This is a genomic window from Agathobacter sp. (assembly GCF_977054825.1).
In genome coordinates, this window is sequence record NZ_CDRTEH010000016.1 from 1 (window position 1) to 17,436 (window position 17,436).

General features: G+C 36.8%; 6 protein-coding genes. All 6 read left to right on the forward strand.

From position 1 onward, the window contains the following. The first annotated feature begins 300 nt into the window (after positions 1-300). The 6 genes from ACW6PM_RS10980 (at position 301) to ACW6PM_RS11005 (ending at position 17,421) form a co-directional block, all read left to right on the forward strand. The gene (locus tag ACW6PM_RS10980; RefSeq protein ID WP_456057181.1) at positions 301-1,731 is read left to right on the forward strand and encodes a hypothetical protein; all 1,431 of its coding nucleotides are present in this window, start codon (positions 301-303) and stop codon (positions 1,729-1,731) included. Between the two features lie 254 nt (positions 1,732-1,985). Next, positions 1,986-2,444: an acyltransferase gene (locus tag ACW6PM_RS10985; RefSeq protein ID WP_456057182.1), complete on the forward strand. Its 459-nt coding sequence runs from the start codon at positions 1,986-1,988 to the stop codon at positions 2,442-2,444. A 259-nt stretch (positions 2,445-2,703) separates the two neighbouring features. Next, positions 2,704-5,943, forward strand: coding sequence for a starch-binding protein (locus ACW6PM_RS10990; protein ID WP_456057183.1), 3,240 nt, complete (start codon positions 2,704-2,706; stop codon positions 5,941-5,943). Positions 5,944-5,986: 43 nt separating this feature from the next. After that, positions 5,987-9,700: an alpha-amylase family glycosyl hydrolase gene (locus ACW6PM_RS10995; RefSeq protein WP_456057184.1), complete on the forward strand. Its 3,714-nt coding sequence runs from the start codon at positions 5,987-5,989 to the stop codon at positions 9,698-9,700. Between the two features lie 384 nt (positions 9,701-10,084). After that, positions 10,085-12,694, forward strand: a complete 2,610-nt coding sequence (locus ACW6PM_RS11000; protein WP_456057185.1) for a leucine-rich repeat domain-containing protein — start codon at positions 10,085-10,087, stop codon at positions 12,692-12,694. Positions 12,695-12,930: 236 nt separating this feature from the next. Next, the gene (locus ACW6PM_RS11005; RefSeq protein ID WP_456057186.1) at positions 12,931-17,421 is read left to right on the forward strand and encodes an RCC1 domain-containing protein; all 4,491 of its coding nucleotides are present in this window, start codon (positions 12,931-12,933) and stop codon (positions 17,419-17,421) included. The last annotated feature ends 15 nt before the right edge of the window (positions 17,422-17,436 follow it).

A 17,436-nucleotide genomic window follows, 5' to 3' on the forward strand; every position in this document is an offset into this window, starting at 1 on the left:
ATTCATTGTTTAAAGTGTGTAAATACTTGCCCTATTAGTAATTAATGTGCTATAATGCGGGAGAAAAGTATTAGCAATTCTAGGAGTGTAGGCTCTAGAATAAATTAATTTAAATGCATATTTACGATATGCAGGAAAGGATGTAGTATGAAAAAATGTAAATTGTTGATTGCAGGGGTTATATGTGGAGTTTTTGTTATTCAAACTAGTATAACAGGGGTATATGCTTCTGAACAAAATGCTGTTTGTTATGAAGCTAGACAAAATTTAAATATTTCTGCAAAAGCAGGTTCAAACAAAGTGAATGTTGGAGACAAGGTGACTGTAACAGGAACAGCAGCAGGAGGAACAGCACCATATACATACAGCTATCTGTTACATAATAAGGATACAGACAGCTGGTCACGTCTTACACCACAGTTTGTAAATAGTGCAAGCTACACATGGACAGCAGGAAGTGTTGGAAACAGAGAGTTTTTTGTAGAAGTAAAGGACAGTACAGGTAAAGTAGTGCGAAGCAGTGCAGTAGCAGTATCGGCAGTAAAGGCTCAGGATCTGACAATCAGTGCAAAAGCAGGTTCAAACAAAGTGAATGTTGGAGACAAGGTGACTGTAACAGGAACAGCAGCAGGAGGAACAGCACCATATACATACAGCTATCTGTTACATAATAAGGATACAGACAGCTGGTCACGTCTTACACCACAGTTTGTAAATAGTGCAAGCTACACATGGACAGCAGGAAGTGTTGGAAACAGAGAGTTTTTTGTAGAAGTAAAGGACAGTACAGGTAAAGTAGTGCGAAGCAGTGCAGTAGCAGTATCGGCAGTAAAAGCCCAGGATCTGACAATCAGTGCAAAAGCAGGTTCAAACAAAGTGAATGTTGGAGACAAGGTGACTGTAACAGGAACAGCAGCAGGAGGAACTGCACCATATACATACAGCTATCTGTTACATAATAAGGATACAGACAGTTGGTCACGTCTTACACCACAGTTTGTAAATAGTGCAAGCTACACATGGACAGCAGGAAGTGTTGGAAACAGAGAGTTTTTTGTAGAGGTAAAGGACAGTACAGGTAAAGTAGTGCGAAGCAGTGTAGTAGCAGTATCGGCAGTAAAAGCCCAGCCTCTGACAATTAGTGCAAAAGCAGGTTCAAACAAAGTGAATGTTGGGGACAAGGTGACTGTAACGGGAACAGCAGCAGGAGGAACCGCACCATATACATACAGCTATCTGTTACATAATAAGGATACAGACAGCTGGTCACGCCTTACACCACAGTTTGTAAATAGTGCAAGCTACACATGGACAGCAGGAAGTGTTGGAAACAGAGAGTTTTTTGTAGAGGTAAAGGATAGTACAGGAAAAGTAGTGCGAAGCAGTGCAGTAGCAGTATCGGCAGTAAAAGCCCAGCCTCTGACAATCAGTGTAAAAGCAGGTTCAAACAAAGTGAATGTTGGAGACAAGGTGACTGTAACAGGAACAGCAGCAGGAGGAACCGCACCATATACATACAGCTATCTGTTACATAATAAGGATACAGACAGCTGGTCACGTCTTACACCACAGTTTATAAATAGCGCAAGCTACACATGGACAGCAGGAAGTGTTGGAAACAGAGAGTTTTTTGTAGAGGTAAAGGATAGTACAGGAAAAGTAGTGCGAAGCAGTGCAGTGAATTGTAATGTGACTATACAACAGGAAGATTGGGAACTTCCTATTATGTAGTATTGTTACAATAGAACAATGAATGAAATGGGTATCGATGCTATATAGAAATAGTTTCGATACCCATTTCAAAAATTATGTTAAATAGAAGTAGTCCAAGGAAGAGAATATGATTATAAGCAAAATAATAAGATTTCTAAAATGGATATAAAATATCAAGAGCTAATGGAATATCGAATGTTAAAATAAGAGATAGTGCAACTACATATATCAGGATTTGTAAAAATTCCATTCAAGGTGAGGGGATTTTGTTGTTGAATCCGAATGCAGTTAATAGAAAAGAATCATCAAAATTGAGAATTGATGAGGGGGGGGTACTGATAATTAATGGTACAGTTTCTCTCTATACGGGATTTAATATACACATTGGCAAAGGTGGCGTGTTAAGAATTGAAGATGGGACGTTTATTAATGAGAATTCACTTATCTCAATAGCGGATAAGTGCGAGATAGGAAAACAATGTGCAATATCAAATAACGTTACTATAATAGATAGTAATTTTCATGAAATAAATGGAGAGTTAAGGAGCAAAGAAATAAAAATTGGCAATAAAGTATTAATTGGTTTAAATACAACTGTTTTAAAAGGGAGTTTAATAAATGACAACTGTGTTATTGGTGCTGAATCAGTGGTTGTTGGAGAAATTGAAAAGAATTCTATTGCAACTGGAAGAATTGCAAAGAGGATTAATGAATGTGTAGGATGGAAATAACATAATTAGATAATTAATATACAAAACAACAACGTAGAAAATTTAGAGTATTGTTAAGCAGTGATTAATTAAGAAACGCCAAATCCGGCAAATGTCGGTTTTGGCGTTTCTTTAGTATAAAATTATCGAAAGAGTGCGAAAAATATAAAAATACAACATGAATCTAAAAATAATGATATTGTAAATCGCTTTAAAGTCGTTATAATGAATATATAAAATGTTAGTTTAAAGAAAAATCAAAGGGAAAGGAAAGAGAAGTATGAAAAAACGTACAACATATCTGCTTAAGCGATTGGCAGCCGCGTGCTTGGCCTTCGGAGTCGCTTTTACAGGGATGCCGGCAAGCAGTCTGTACCCGATTACACAGGTGCAGGCAGCAGAAACAGCGTCAGAAAGTACTTTAGCTACAGCTTCACAGGCTGCGAAGTATGGACTGGCAGATGACATTCAGGATGGTGCTATTCTGCACGCCTGGTGTTGGAGCTTCAACACAATCAAGGAGAATATGAAGGACATAGCAGCGGCAGGCTTTACAACTGTCCAGACCTCTCCGGCGAATGAGTGCAAGGACACTTATTCAAATATGAAGCTTATGGGAAGTGATGAGGTAAATGGTACAGACGGCTGCTGGTGGTGGCAGTATCAGCCGACTGACTGGAAGATTGGTAACTATCAGCTGGGCACAAGAGATGATTTTAAGGCGATGTGTGCCGAGGCTGATAAGTATGGAATCAAGGTTATTGTTGATGTAATTCCAAACCATACCACACCTGATCTGGCAAAGGTATCTGATAATCTTTACAATGCAGTGGGTGGCAAGGACAATCTGTATCATGCAAATGGTTTTAAGGAGATTACACAGTGGGGCAATCGTTATGAGTGTACCACAGGACAGATGGGCGGACTTCCGGATGTAAATACAGAGAATCCGGATTTTCAGGCATATTTCCTTAAGTATTTAAATGACCTGATTGCATGTGGTGCTGACGGCTTCCGTTATGATACAGCTAAGCATATCGGTGTGCCTTCAGATCCGCTTGATAAAAAGAGCACCAGAAACAATTTCTGGCCTGTTGTGACAGGTGAGGAGTCAGCAAATGGTGTTACACTGAGTGATAAAAATGTGTTTACATATGGTGAGGTATTACAGGGCGACAATGTACCTGAGTCAGAATATGCCAAGTATATGCGTATGACAGCCAGCAGCTACGGTGAGACCTTAAGAGGAGCCGTTACCGGTAATTCCTTTGATGTAGATACTATTTCAAACTGGAGACATGCTTCACCGGGCAGACTGGTTACATGGGTAGAGTCTCATGATACATACTGTAATGCAGGTGTTTCATCAAGGATGACAGATGAGCAGCTTCGTCTGGCATGGGCTGTCATTGCAGCAAGAAAGGATGGAACTCCATTATTCTACAGCCGTCCGGATGGATCAAATGGAGCCAGCGGCAACCGTTGGGGCAACAATGTACTCGGTGCCAAGGGAAATAATGAGTTTAAATCTACTGAAGTAAGGGAAGTAAATCTCTTCCGTAATGCCATGGCCGGCAAGTCGGAGTATTTACGCAATCCTGGTAAAGATTCACAGATTCTTCAGATTGACCGTGGTACTGAGGGAACTGTTATCATCAACTTAAAAGAAGAAAGTGTAAATATTAATTCCGATACAAAGATGAAGGACGGAACCTATAAGGATCAGGTCTCAGGCAGAACCTTTACAGTATCAAACGGCAAGATTTCAGGTACTCTTGACAAGAGAAAGGTTGCTGTTATTTACAACAAGGATCAGGAAAGCGTTGGTATTTCTTCTACAACAGGCTCAAACAGCTTTTCAACAGATACACTTGATGTAAAGCTTTCGGCTAAAAATGTGCAGAACGCTACATATACCACATCTGAGGGAGCTTCAGGAAGCTATACAGACGGAGACATTATCGCAGTTGGTGCAAAGAGTCAGATTGGTGATACAATCACTGTAACAGTAAAGGGTACAGGAACAAAGGGTGAGGTCACTGACAGCGCTGAGTTCAAAAAGACAGAGAAAGACCCATATCTTAAGTATATTGATGGAAGCTATGATGTATACATCAAGAAGCCTGACGGATGGGGAGACAAGATAAACTGCTATGCATATGTTGACAAGGATACAAATAACGGAAAATGGCCGGGCTTAGAGATGAAATATCTGGGTGAGGGCGTGTATGCATACAATTTACCGGATGATTTCAAGACCGCAAGCATTATTTTTAATGATGGCGCTTCACAGTATCCGGCAGCACAGCAGGCGGGACTGGAGTTCACAAAGGGTCAGTCGATGGCATATATCAATGGCAGATGGACAAAGGTAGAGAAGAAGGCAGATGATATCAAGATTACTTTTTCAGCCGATTCGGTTTCGGCAAAGGTTGGAAGTGAAGTTAAGCTAACAGCGCAGGCAAGTGGAGGAAGTGGTAATTATACTTATAAGTTCATTATAAGTGACAATAGTGGAAATTGGTATAAAATAAGAGATTACGCAAGAAGTAATACATGTACATGGAGACCAGGGGCAGCGGGAAATAAAACCTTGTATGTTGATGTAAAAGATAGTGCAGGTGCATATCAACGAGCAGCATTACCAATAGAAGTAAAAAAAGTCAATGAAAAATTAAGTGTAAAGCTTGCTGTATCACCATCGGGAACAGCAAAAGTTGGAAGTGAAGTTAAGCTAACAGCGCAGGCAAGTGGAGGAAGCGGTAATTACACTTATAAGTTTATTTTAAGTGACAATAACGGAAATTGGTATAAAATAAGAGATTACGCAAAAAGTAATACCTGTACATGGATACCGGGAGCAGCAGGAAGTAAAACCTTGTATGTTGATGTAAAAGATAGTGAAGGAGCATATCAGAGAGTAGAACTTCCAATACAGGTTACAAAACAGACTGAAAAATTAAGTGTAAAGCTTGCTGCATCACCATCGGGAACAGTAAAAGTTGGAAGTGAAGTTAAGCTAACAGCGCAGGCAAGTGGAGGAAGTGGTAATTATACTTATAAGTTCATTGTAAGTGACAATAACGGAAATTGGTATAAAATAAGAGATTACGCAAAAGCTAATACAAGTACATGGATACCGGGAGCGGCAGGAAATAAGACGTTATATGTTGATGTAAAAGATAGTGCAGGTGCATATCAGAGAGTAGAGCTTCCAATACAGGTTACAAAACAGGCTGAAAAATTAAGTGTTAAGTTAACCGCATCACCATCGAAAACTGTAAAAGTTGGAAGTGAAGTTAAGTTAACAGCGCAGGCAACCGGAGGAAGTGGAAGCTATTTATATGATTTTCTAGTTTGCAGTCCGGATAATAATTGGTATAGGCTCCGTGATTATGAGAAAACCGGTACTTATCTATGGGTGCCAAAGACGGTGGGTAATACAATGTTATATGTAGATGCTGTAGATAGCGAGGGAAATTATAGGCGTGAATCTTTATCTATATTGGTAACAAAATAGGTGAAATAAATATATTAATACACAAAGTGAGGATGTTCATAGTATGAAGAAAAGAATATTTGCTTTGATATTGTGTGCTTCGCTTATGACAGGAGAAATGACATTTTGGCAAGCTCCTGTTGTTAAAGCAGAGACAGTATCAGGCAGTGAAAGTAAAGAAAGCAAAGTAGCTGTTAAAAAGGTAGCAACTCAGAATCCGACAAGTCCGGCTGGCGTTATTTATGCAAATAGCCGTGATGATTTTAGAGATGAATCAATTTATTTCGTGATGACAACACGTTTTTATGATGGAGATTCAGAGAATAATGTTCAATGTTGGGATGGTACACAGTATGATGATCCTGACGATCCGGAATGGAGAGGTGATTTCAAGGGCCTTGCAGAGAAATTGGATTATATTAAAGCACTTGGATTTACAGCAATATGGATTACACCTGTTGTAGAAAATTGTAGTGGATATGATTATCATGGATACCATGCTCTGAATTTCTCTAAAGTGGATCCAAGATATGAATCAAGCGACTTTACATATCAGGATTTTATTAATGCAGCACATGCAAAAGGATTAAAGGTAATTCAGGATGTAGTATTTAACCATACCGGAAATTTTGGAGAAACAAATCTTTTTCCTATGATTGAGAAACAGGGAGATTTAAGTAGTTCAGATTGTATGAAGCTGCTTCCTAATAGTGGGCTTCCAACAGATTATAATCAATTGCTTCCGGCAAGGCAGTATGATGCGCGTATAGAGAAAATGAAAAGTGAGACAGGTGATCCTGAACATATTTATCATCATGAGAAAAGTCTCGGCTGGGAGGAATATAGCTGCCAGACAGCTCAGATTGCCGGAGATTGTGTGGATTTGAATACGGAGAATCCAAAGGTGTATAAGTACTTACAGGATGCATATAACAGTTATATTGATATGGGAGTAGATGCATTCCGTGTTGATACTGCAAAGCATATTTCAAGATTAACATTTAATAATGCACTTATACAGCCATTTTATGATGAGGCAGAGAAGAATGGAAATGATAGTTTCTATATGTTTGGAGAAGTGTGTACTCGCGATCGTGATGTATGGAACAAAGGTGTACCTCCTCTTTCGGCTCCATTCTATACATGGAAAGAATCTAAGGATTACGCATGGAGTGATACAGATAGAACTGTAAATGAACAGTCAACTTTAGACAACTTTAATGATAATAAAGATATAGAAGCCCAGCCTACAAGTGATAATGCATTCTTGAACGGTAATGATTATCATACACCGGATTATAGTAAAAATTCTAAATTTGGCGTTATTGATTTTCCAATGCATTGGAATTTTGAAAATGCAGGAAGTGCGTACGGCATTGCGTTAAGTGGAGACAAGTGGTATAACGATGCAACATGGAATGTGACATATGTTGATTCGCATGATTATGCACCTGATCAGGCACCATCAGATCAACGTTTTGCCGGCTCACAGGATACATGGGCGGAAAACTTGAGTCTTATGTTTACATTTCGTGGTATTCCTTGTATTTATTACGGATCAGAAGTGGAATTCCAAAAAGGAAAGATGATAGATGTAGGTCCTAACGATGCATTAAGTAATACCGGTCGTGCGTATTTTGGAGATAATATTGAAGGTGAAGTAACAACAACTGACTTTGGTGAGTATTTTGGTGCAACAGGAACTATGAAAAAATCTTTGAATTATCCGTTATCTAAGCATATTCAGAGATTAAACCGTATACGTCAGGCAGTACCGGCTCTTAGAAAGGGTCAGTATTCAACATCAAATATTGATGGAAATATGGCATTTAAGAGAAGATACACAGATGATAAAACGGACAGCTTTGCACTTGTCACAATAAGCAATTCTGCAACGTTTAATAATATTCCGAATGGTACATATGTGGATTGCATTACCGGAGATACAAAAAATGTTACTAATGGAAGCCTTACAGCTGAGTGTTCGGGAAAGGGCAATTTAAGAGTATATGTATTGAATACTGCTAAGACACAGGCACCGGGTAAGGTTGGTACAGATGGTAAATATCTTTACAATGCAACATCTGTTGAAGATGCACAGGAGCAGAGCGTTTATTTTAATAATACACAAAACTGGAATAATGTAACAGCTAATTTATATGATGATAATGGTGCTTTGGTGCAGAGTATTCCAATGTCAAAAGTAAAGGATGGAGTATATGCATGTACATACACAGGAAATAAAACAGGACTTAAAGTTGTATTTACGAATGGCTCAGGCTCAAGTGTAAAGGCTGAATTCAAAGATGGTGGATATTATGATACATCTGGTTATAAAGGACAGTATGAAGGGGATATAATTCAGGTACAGTCCGTAACGTTAGACCAGAAAGAAATTAATATGAACACTGGAGAAAAGAAGACGGTTAAAGCAACTGTTGCTCCGGAAAATGCAAAGTATAAAGGCTTGTCATGGAGTTCTTCGAATAAGGATGTTGCAACTGTAGAAAAAGGAATTATTACAGCTGAAGGAGCGGGAACAGCTGTGATTAAAGCGCAAGCGAGAAATGGAGTAGAAGCATCAGTAAAAGTAACTGTAAAAGAAGTGCCATATGATTATGAGAAAGTTGCAGATGGAAAATTAGCTATTTATTTTAAGAAACCATCTGGATGGGGAAGTTCTGTTAACTGTTATGCATATAATACTACAAATGGAACTAATAATAAGCTTACAGGGGAATGGCCTGGTACAGCTATGGAAAAGCTTCCAAATGGAGTATATAGATGTGTGCTGGACGAAGCAACTGCTAAAAGTGGCAAGGTTCTTTTCAATTCAAATGGAGCTCAGGCACCGGCAAGTGGAGGCTTTGATATTAAATCATATGCTTTATATGATCAGAATGGATATTGTGAAACAATAGTTCCATCAGACAAAATAGTAACTAAATTAGATGTTAAATTTAATACAGATGTGATAGAAACAGCGAAAGTTGGAAAGAAAGTCAAATTAACAGCACAGGCAAGCGGAGGAAGTGGGGATTATACGTATAAATTCATTCTCACTGATAATAAAGGTAATTGGTACAAGATTAAGGATTATTCAAAAGATAATACAAGTACATGGACTCCGGGAGCTGTGGGCGACAAAACATTATATGTGGACGTAAAAGATAGTAAAGGCGCATATGTGAGAGTCGGGCTTTCAATGAAGGTCACAACACTCAATGTCAATTTTACTGTATCACCTGAGAAGACAGCAGAAGTTGGAAGTGAAGTAAAATTAACAGCACAGGCAAGTGGTGGAAGTGGAGATTATACATATAAATTCATTCTTACTGATAATAAAGGTAATTGGTATAAGATAAAAGACTATTCCAAGGATAATACAGGTACATGGATTCCGGGAGCTGTGGGTAACAAAACATTGTATGTAGATGTAAAGGATAGTGAAGGAACTTATAAAAGAGTGGAACTTCCAATTGAGATTACAAAAAAGACTGAAAAATTGAGGGTTAAATTTACATCTAAGTCCGATGATACTGTGAAATTGGGAGATAAAGTGAAACTAACAGCACAGGCGACAGGCGGAACTGGAAATTATTTTTATCAGTTTGTAGTATGTAATCCGGATAATAATTGGTATAGAATTCGAGGATATGAGAAAGATAACTCATGTTTCTGGACTCCAAAAATGGTAGGAAAGACAATGCTGTATGTGGATACAGTAGATGGTAATGGAAATTATTGGAGAAATCTTTTGTCTGTAAATGTTCAATAAATTGTAATATTCTTATATTGGGAAAATATAAGGAGTATTGTAAATATAAAAAGATGATATTTGGCATCGTGAATGAAAAACATTTATGCAATAGCAAGGGGTAGTGCTAATGAAAGCACTACCTTTTACTTTAGATAGCATTAACTTAAGAAGAAAGAGCATTGATAAATATACTATCAATCACATGGTTTGATGTTGTTTATTGTATATTTTGTTAGCTACCTGCCGGATTTGTGGAGTTACCGCACGAGAATATTCATTTAGTTGCAAAATTTCTGGAAGTTCACAAATAGTATATCTTTTTTTCATTAAAAGTGGTAAAATATATTAGTGCTATAGGACTAAGAAGATTAGTTGAATATTTTAAGTTAGGAGATTTAACATATGAAGAAAAAGGTAGTGGCTGCTTTACTGGCAGCACAAATGGTTGTTACATTGTGTCCTACATCCTCTGTATTTGCGACAACATTTGATGATACTGCAGCTGTACAGGAAGTGGAAACAGTCGATGATTCGCAGGAGCTTTATGGAGCAGAAACACCTACTCCGGAGTCTGATTTTACATGGGATGGAAATAAAATCACAAAGTATAACGGAGCAAGTGCCAATGTTGTGCTTCCTTCAAGAACCACAGCGATAGGGGATTCGGCGTTCAAAAATTGCACCGGCTTAAAGTCAGTGACTATTCCGGACAAGGTCACATCCATTGGAAGATATGCTTTTCAGGGATGTACAGGCATTACAAGTATAGTTATACCATCACGAGTTGATACTATAGGATACGGTGCGTTTATAGATTGTACGGAATTGAGCAGCTTCGAAATAAAGAGCAGCGTGTTACAGCATACAGGTCAGTATGGTGATGGAAATATATTTACGGGATGTAAAAATCTCAAAACTGTAAAGCTGACTGGAAAAATGAAATATATTCCTGATACCATGTTTGATGGTGCAGACTATCTGGAGTCTATAGTGATTCCAAGTTCGGTGACATCAATAAAAGATAAAGCATTCAGGGACTGCAAGTCTTTGAAGCAGGTCAGCATACCAAAATCTGTTACTTCAATTGGCGAATATGCGTTCAAAGATTGTACAGCATTACAGTCGATTTCGTTGCCTGAGAATTTGACAACATTAGGAAATTGGGTTTTTTCAGGCTGTACAGCTTTGAACAATCTGGTCATTCCATCAAGAGTGAAGAGTATAGGCTGCGATGCATTTAGTGGCTGTACATCTCTTTCAAATCTGGAAATAAAAAGTGGCATATTGGAAAATACAGGGTATTATGGGGATGGCTATCTATTTAATGACTGCATCAAATTGAAGACTGTATCGCTTACGGGTGATTTAAAATCTATTCCGGCCGATATGTTCGAAGGTGCAGAATATCTTGAAACACTTAAAATCCCAAGCACTGTAACCACCATATCGAAATCTGCATTTAGTGGTTGTACCTCATTGCAGCAGATTACAATTCCGGAAGCAGTGACATCAATAGAGGAGAATGCATTTGAAAACTGTACATCTTTAGAGACTTTGGTTATTCCTTCAAAGGTAGAAAGCATCGGCTATTACGCATTTGGTCATTGTGATAATCTTAGAGATGTGGAGATTAAGAGTGATAATTTAACGAAGATAGGTATATCTGGTTCTACATCAATCTTTGGGGACTGCATAAGTCTTGAAAAAGTAAGAATGACAGGTAAGCTGGAAAGTATACCGTCTAGTATGTTCAGGGATTCGCAATACATTCAGAGTGTTGAGCTTCCAAGTACCATAAAAGAGATATCAAGCAGTGCATTCGAGGGTTGTTCGTCTTTGAATCAGATTACCATACCGGAGAATGTGACAGTTATAGGAAGAGATGCATTTAATGGATGTAAAAGCCTTGAAGAAGTAACTATTCCGGTCAATGTGGAAACTCTGGGAAATGGAGCTTTTGCGAACTGTACTCTGTTAGAGAAAGTAACAGTACAGAATCCTGATATGAATTTCCATTTGGACTCTTATGAATCCGATTATAATCATTTTGGAAATGACGACTTTGTAAATATAATAGGTTATGGAGATTCTACAGCGAAGACTTTTGCCGATGAAAATGGTATTAGTTTTACAGAAAGCGAGAATGCGGAGGTGAAGTTTGATGGTGCTTCTGTCACATTAGCAGATACTATCGGGCTCAATTTCTACGTGAAGATGACTGCAGCTGATGTAAAGAACAGCAAAGCTTATATGAAATTCCAGCTGGCTGATGGAACAGTCAAGAAAGTAAGCATAACTGACACAAAACAGTATTCAGAAGATAAAAACACAAGAGTATTTACTTGCAGTATGCCGGCTGCAGAGATGTCTGATATCATAAAGGCACAGCTAATCATTCCGGAGGCAGATGGTACAGAAAAAGCAAGTGATACAATTACATATTCAGTAAAGAAGTACTGTCAGCATATTTTAAATAATTCTGATTCATATGATGCAAATACTATAGCAGTCATTAAGAAGATATTGAATTATGGTTCATACAGCCAGCAGTATTTCGGCTACAACATGGCAAATCTCGCAAATGATATGCTTGAAGATAAGGAGAAAACTCTTACAAAGCAGGCAGATCTTATGAAAGCAAGCTCAACATTTCATGCGGATAATGTAAATGGTATCAAATATTATGGAAAATCTCTGATACTTAAATCGAAAACAGACATGAGAATTTATTTTGAGCTTACAGACAGCACTAAGAAAATTACTGATTACGCATTCAAATGTGACGGAAAGGTATTAAAACCAGTCCAAAACGGCAGCATATATTACGTGGATATCACAGATATAACACCGGCAGAGTACGGCAAAGTTTTTACGGTTACAGTATCAGGCAAGAATTTTGTTTCATCCAGTGTATATGATTATTGCAGGAGTGCAGTAAGCTCAAACACTACGGATGGTAAATTAAAGAATCTGAGTGTTTCTATGTATGAGCTTGGAACAACGGTTCAATAATATGGTTAATTGATAGTTCGGATGCTTTATATTGGTTTTATATCAGATACAGCAGTTGTAAATAAGTGAAAGTTACTATTGGATGAGAAAATCCGCTATACCGGGTACGGTATGGCGGATTTTTAGATTTATTTTAGATTTTTCTTTTATCTTGAGGAAAATGGTGGTATTCTATTATTAGTGCTAAAGGGCTATTGTTTATGACGAGATTTGAATTTAAATTGGAGGATTAATTTATGAAATCTAAGATTTTATCTGTTATATTGGTGATGGTATTATTTATTACATCTTACATGCCAGCTTCGGTGGTACGAGCTTCGGAAATAGGCAATGTAGATTCGTGTGCGATGGATTATTTAGAAAATAAAGAAATCATTAATAATGATGTAAAGATAAAAACATTTTATCCCGGTGGCTCTGTGTCTGCAGCTCTAACTGTAAATGGTGATTTATATTGTTGGGGAAAAAATGATTGTGGTCAAGTGGGAAACGGCTCTACTGCTGACCAGCATACACCAGTAAAAGTATTAGAAAATGTTAAAGAATTTTATAGCGATGGTTTTACATTAGCAGCGATAACTACAAATGGAGATTTATATTGCTGGGGAAAAAATGGTTGTGGACAAGTGGGAAACGGCTCTACTGAATATCAGTATACACCAGTAAAAGTATTAGAAAATGTTAAAAAATTTAATTACTATAATGAAGCATCAGCAGCTGTGGCAACAAATGGTGATTTATATTGTTGGGGATATAATCGGTATGGAACAGTAGGAAACGGCTCTACTGTTGACCAGTATACACCAGTAAAAGTATTAGAAAATGTTAAAAAATTTAATTACTATAATGAAGCATCAGCAGCTGTGGCAACAAATGGTGATTTATATTGCTGGGGAGATAATGGGAGTGGTGCAGTAGGAAACGGCTCTACTGATGCCCAGTATACACCGGTAAAAGTATTAGAAAATGTTAAAGACTTTTATTCTTGTCACCATTTATCATCAGCGGTAACAACAAATGGTGATTTATATTGCTGGGGATATAATTGGTATGGAACAGTAGGAAACGGTTCTACTGATGACCAGCATACACCAGCAAAAGTTTTAGAAAATGTTAAAGACTTTTATTCTTATTTTTATTTATCATCAGCGGTAACAACAAATGGTGATTTATATCGCTGGGGATATAATACTAGTGGTGCAGTAGGAAACGGCTCTACTTATTCCCAGCATACACCGGTAAAAGTATTAGAAAATGTTAAAGAATTTTATAGCGATGGTTTTACACCAGCAGCGATAACTACAAATGGAGATTTATATTGCTGGGGACATAATACTAGTGGTGCAGTAGGAAACGGCTCTACTGTTGCCCAGTATACACCAGTAAAAGTATTAGAAAATGTTAAAGAATTTTATATCAATGCGCTTAGATCATCAGCGGTAACAACAAATGGTGATTTATATTGCTGGGGAGATAATTATGATGGCTTAGTAGGAAATGGCTCTACTGATGCCCAGTATACACCGGTAAAAGTATTAGAAAATGTTAAAGACTTTTATTCTTGTTACCATTTATCATCAGCGGTAACAACAAATGGTGATTTATATTGCTGGGGATATAATTATTATGGTACAGTAGGAAACGGCTCTACTGGTAATCAGCATACACCAGTAAAAGTATTAGAAAATGTTAAAGAATTTTATAGCGGTGATTTTACATCATCAGCGGTAACAACAAATGGTGATTTATATTGCTGGGGGGATAATGAATATGGTGAAGTAGGAAATGGCTCTACTAAAAATCAGTTAACACCATATAAAGTTACATTTCCAACGGATGAGAATAATGATTCAATTACCGAGCTTACACAAATAAAATGTGATGTGAGACAATATGGTGCTCCTACATATGTAAATACTTCTACAGGAGATGTATATGATGATACGGATGCTTTTATAAAAGCAATGAACAATTATCTTATGGCATTAAAAACAGCTTGTGATACTGATGCAAAAGCCATTAAGAAAAATAAAAGTACAAAAGCAAAAATGTTGAAAGACAGAGATGCTGCTTCAAAGGATAAAATAATTACAATGGATTCAAATATATCTGATACTGCATTGGATAGTGTTTATGAGGCTCTTGCGCAGTATTTAGATATGTATGTTGATGAGGGAAAGACTCTTGGAAAAATTGACACATCAGCAAGTTTGGTACAAGTAAGCGCAAGTATTGTTAATGAAATAAGAAATAATCTTGATGGACTCAATTTTGAGAGAACTATTAATGGTTATACTGTGAAGTTTAGTGTTACGCATTTTTTATGGGCTTATTTTGGAAGTGTTTCTGTTAGTAAAGGTTTAAACGAATCGTATACCGGAACGATTATTTCAAGTGCCAAAGGCACAGCGAAGGTTCTTAATGAATATATTAACACTCTTTCTGACTGGACTGAGGATGCTCTATATTCTTGCCTTAACTCTGTAGTCGGAGAATTTGCACAGGTCACATGTATTTCAGGTTTCACATATAGTGAGATTAGTGAATTATTTTCTGATAAGGTTGCAACTTTACAGAGCAGAGGATATGGTAATACTCTGAAGAATTTTCAAAAAATGAAAGATGGTTATGATTTAGTTTCGGATATTGTGACAGCAAAGAAATCCAAAAAGTTATCGGATGTAATGCAAAATGCTGATACAATATATAAAAAATTAAAGAAAATAGATTATTCAGATAAGTCAGTCAGCAATTCCATAGTGAAGGCTGCAATGGATAAACTCGTTAAGGCCAAGGAAACTTTACAGACAGATTTTGAAAATTATCTTTATAAAGGCGATGCTGGAAAGAAAAGCTGGATAACAAAAAAATGGCAGAATTTTCAAAAATTGTTTGTGCAGTGCCCTGTTGATGTCGAAATTGATGATGAAAATGGAAATGTTCTCGGTAGTACAAATGGAACGGAGTATACATATAAAGATGATATATATATTGATGTTGATGGAGATGTGAAGACAATTATAATACCATCCGATTTAAAAGTTAAACTTAAATTTACAGGCACCGATGATGGCACAATGAATTATGTAATAGAACAAAATGTTGACGGCAATCCGGTTGGAAGGTTAAATTACTATGATATTCCATTAAAAACAGATAAAGAATATACACAAAGTCTTGATGGAGATGATATCACTGCAGACTCTAACGATGCGGTTATTTCTAAGGATTCAACAATCACTCCTTCTGAGTATCTTAGTGTATCAGATGATGCTAATATAACTGTCGAAAGTGCTGAAACAGATGGTGGTACAGTAGTAGGAACAGGTATATATCCACTTGGTGATCCGGTTTCATTAACTGCTTATCCTGAAAATGGATATAAGTTTGCTGGATGGTATATGGATGGCGAATTACGTGATTTATCATCTGTATATAGATTTACTGCGAGAGAAAACGTTGATATAGAGGCAAAATTTGTCAAAGATACCGTAAGAGATACAGCTGCTGTAGTAAAAATTGCAGATTCATATAAAGCATCAACAAACTTCATCGTTTACAAGAATGAAGATGGAACTGACAATATATTAATTAGTATGATTGGAGAATCAAAGATAGATAAATTAAATGTATCACTGAAAAAACATACTAACAGCTCCATAGATGAAAAAAAGTTTTCCATAAGTGCAGATGAAGATAATAGATTTATGATTGATGCTGAGAATGTAGATAACGTAAGTTCAATTGACATTTATAATACGGATAATAACCGGTTGATTGGAACAGTTGAATTTTCAAACGAGCAGCAGCCGTCATTATATGGGCACAGTATATCATTGAAAAATAATGGGCTGATTGCTGTTAATTCCTATTGGAAGATGACAGATGATTTTGTCAAAAATTCTGGGGCTTACGTGGTTATGTCTATAAACTCTAGTGTAAGCAATGCCCTTAGTAAAAACGATAAAAAAATATATGTTAAGGATGCTGTCAATAAGAATGGCTATATAAACTTTATATATGATTTAGCGCCTGCACAGATTGGACAAACCGTAACAACTGATTTATTCTCTTCAAATGGAAAATTAATCAGCAGCTCTTCATATAGTATAAAGGATTATTGCTATGACTATCTTGATGCATATAAAGCCGGAGAAAACGAAACTGAAAAAAATCTTGTTATTTCATTACTGAATTATGGTGCATATGCTCAAAAGTATTTTAAATATGAAACGACAGATTTTGTTAACAAAAATCTTACTGACAATGAAAAAAATGTGCCGGAAATTCAAAATAGTAAGGCATTTATTGAGCAGTATGGAAAAAATAGTATTGTAAACAGCAACGGAATAGAGTATATTGGAACGTCTTTATTATTGGAATCAGGCTGCGTTATAAGGCATTATTTTAAAATTGACGATAGTAAGACTGGAAATATGTCATGCTATGTGAACGAGGGAACATCATCTGAACGTAAGCTTGATTTGAAGAAAAAGGGCACTTACTACTACGTTGATATTGACAGTATTCCGGCATATTCTCTAAAAAAAGATTTTAAAGTTACGATTTATAATGGTAAGGATAGTAGCAAAAAAACGATAATTGATTATTCTGTTTATAATTACATTGCAAAGGCATTATCGAAAAATGATAATTCAACACTGTCAGAATTAATGAAATCACTATACTGGTATGGGCAGTATGCAAATGAAATATATAGCAAATAGAATATAAGATTTGGA

Coding starts and splice junctions, on each gene's coding strand:
- ACW6PM_RS10990 (WP_456057183.1), top strand. CDS start 2,704: ATGAAAAAACGTACAACATATCTGCTTAAGCGATTGGCAGCCGCGTGC.
- ACW6PM_RS11005 (WP_456057186.1), top strand. CDS start 12,931: ATGAAATCTAAGATTTTATCTGTTATATTGGTGATGGTATTATTTATT.
- ACW6PM_RS11000 (WP_456057185.1), top strand. CDS start 10,085: ATGAAGAAAAAGGTAGTGGCTGCTTTACTGGCAGCACAAATGGTTGTT.
- ACW6PM_RS10995 (WP_456057184.1), top strand. CDS start 5,987: ATGAAGAAAAGAATATTTGCTTTGATATTGTGTGCTTCGCTTATGACA.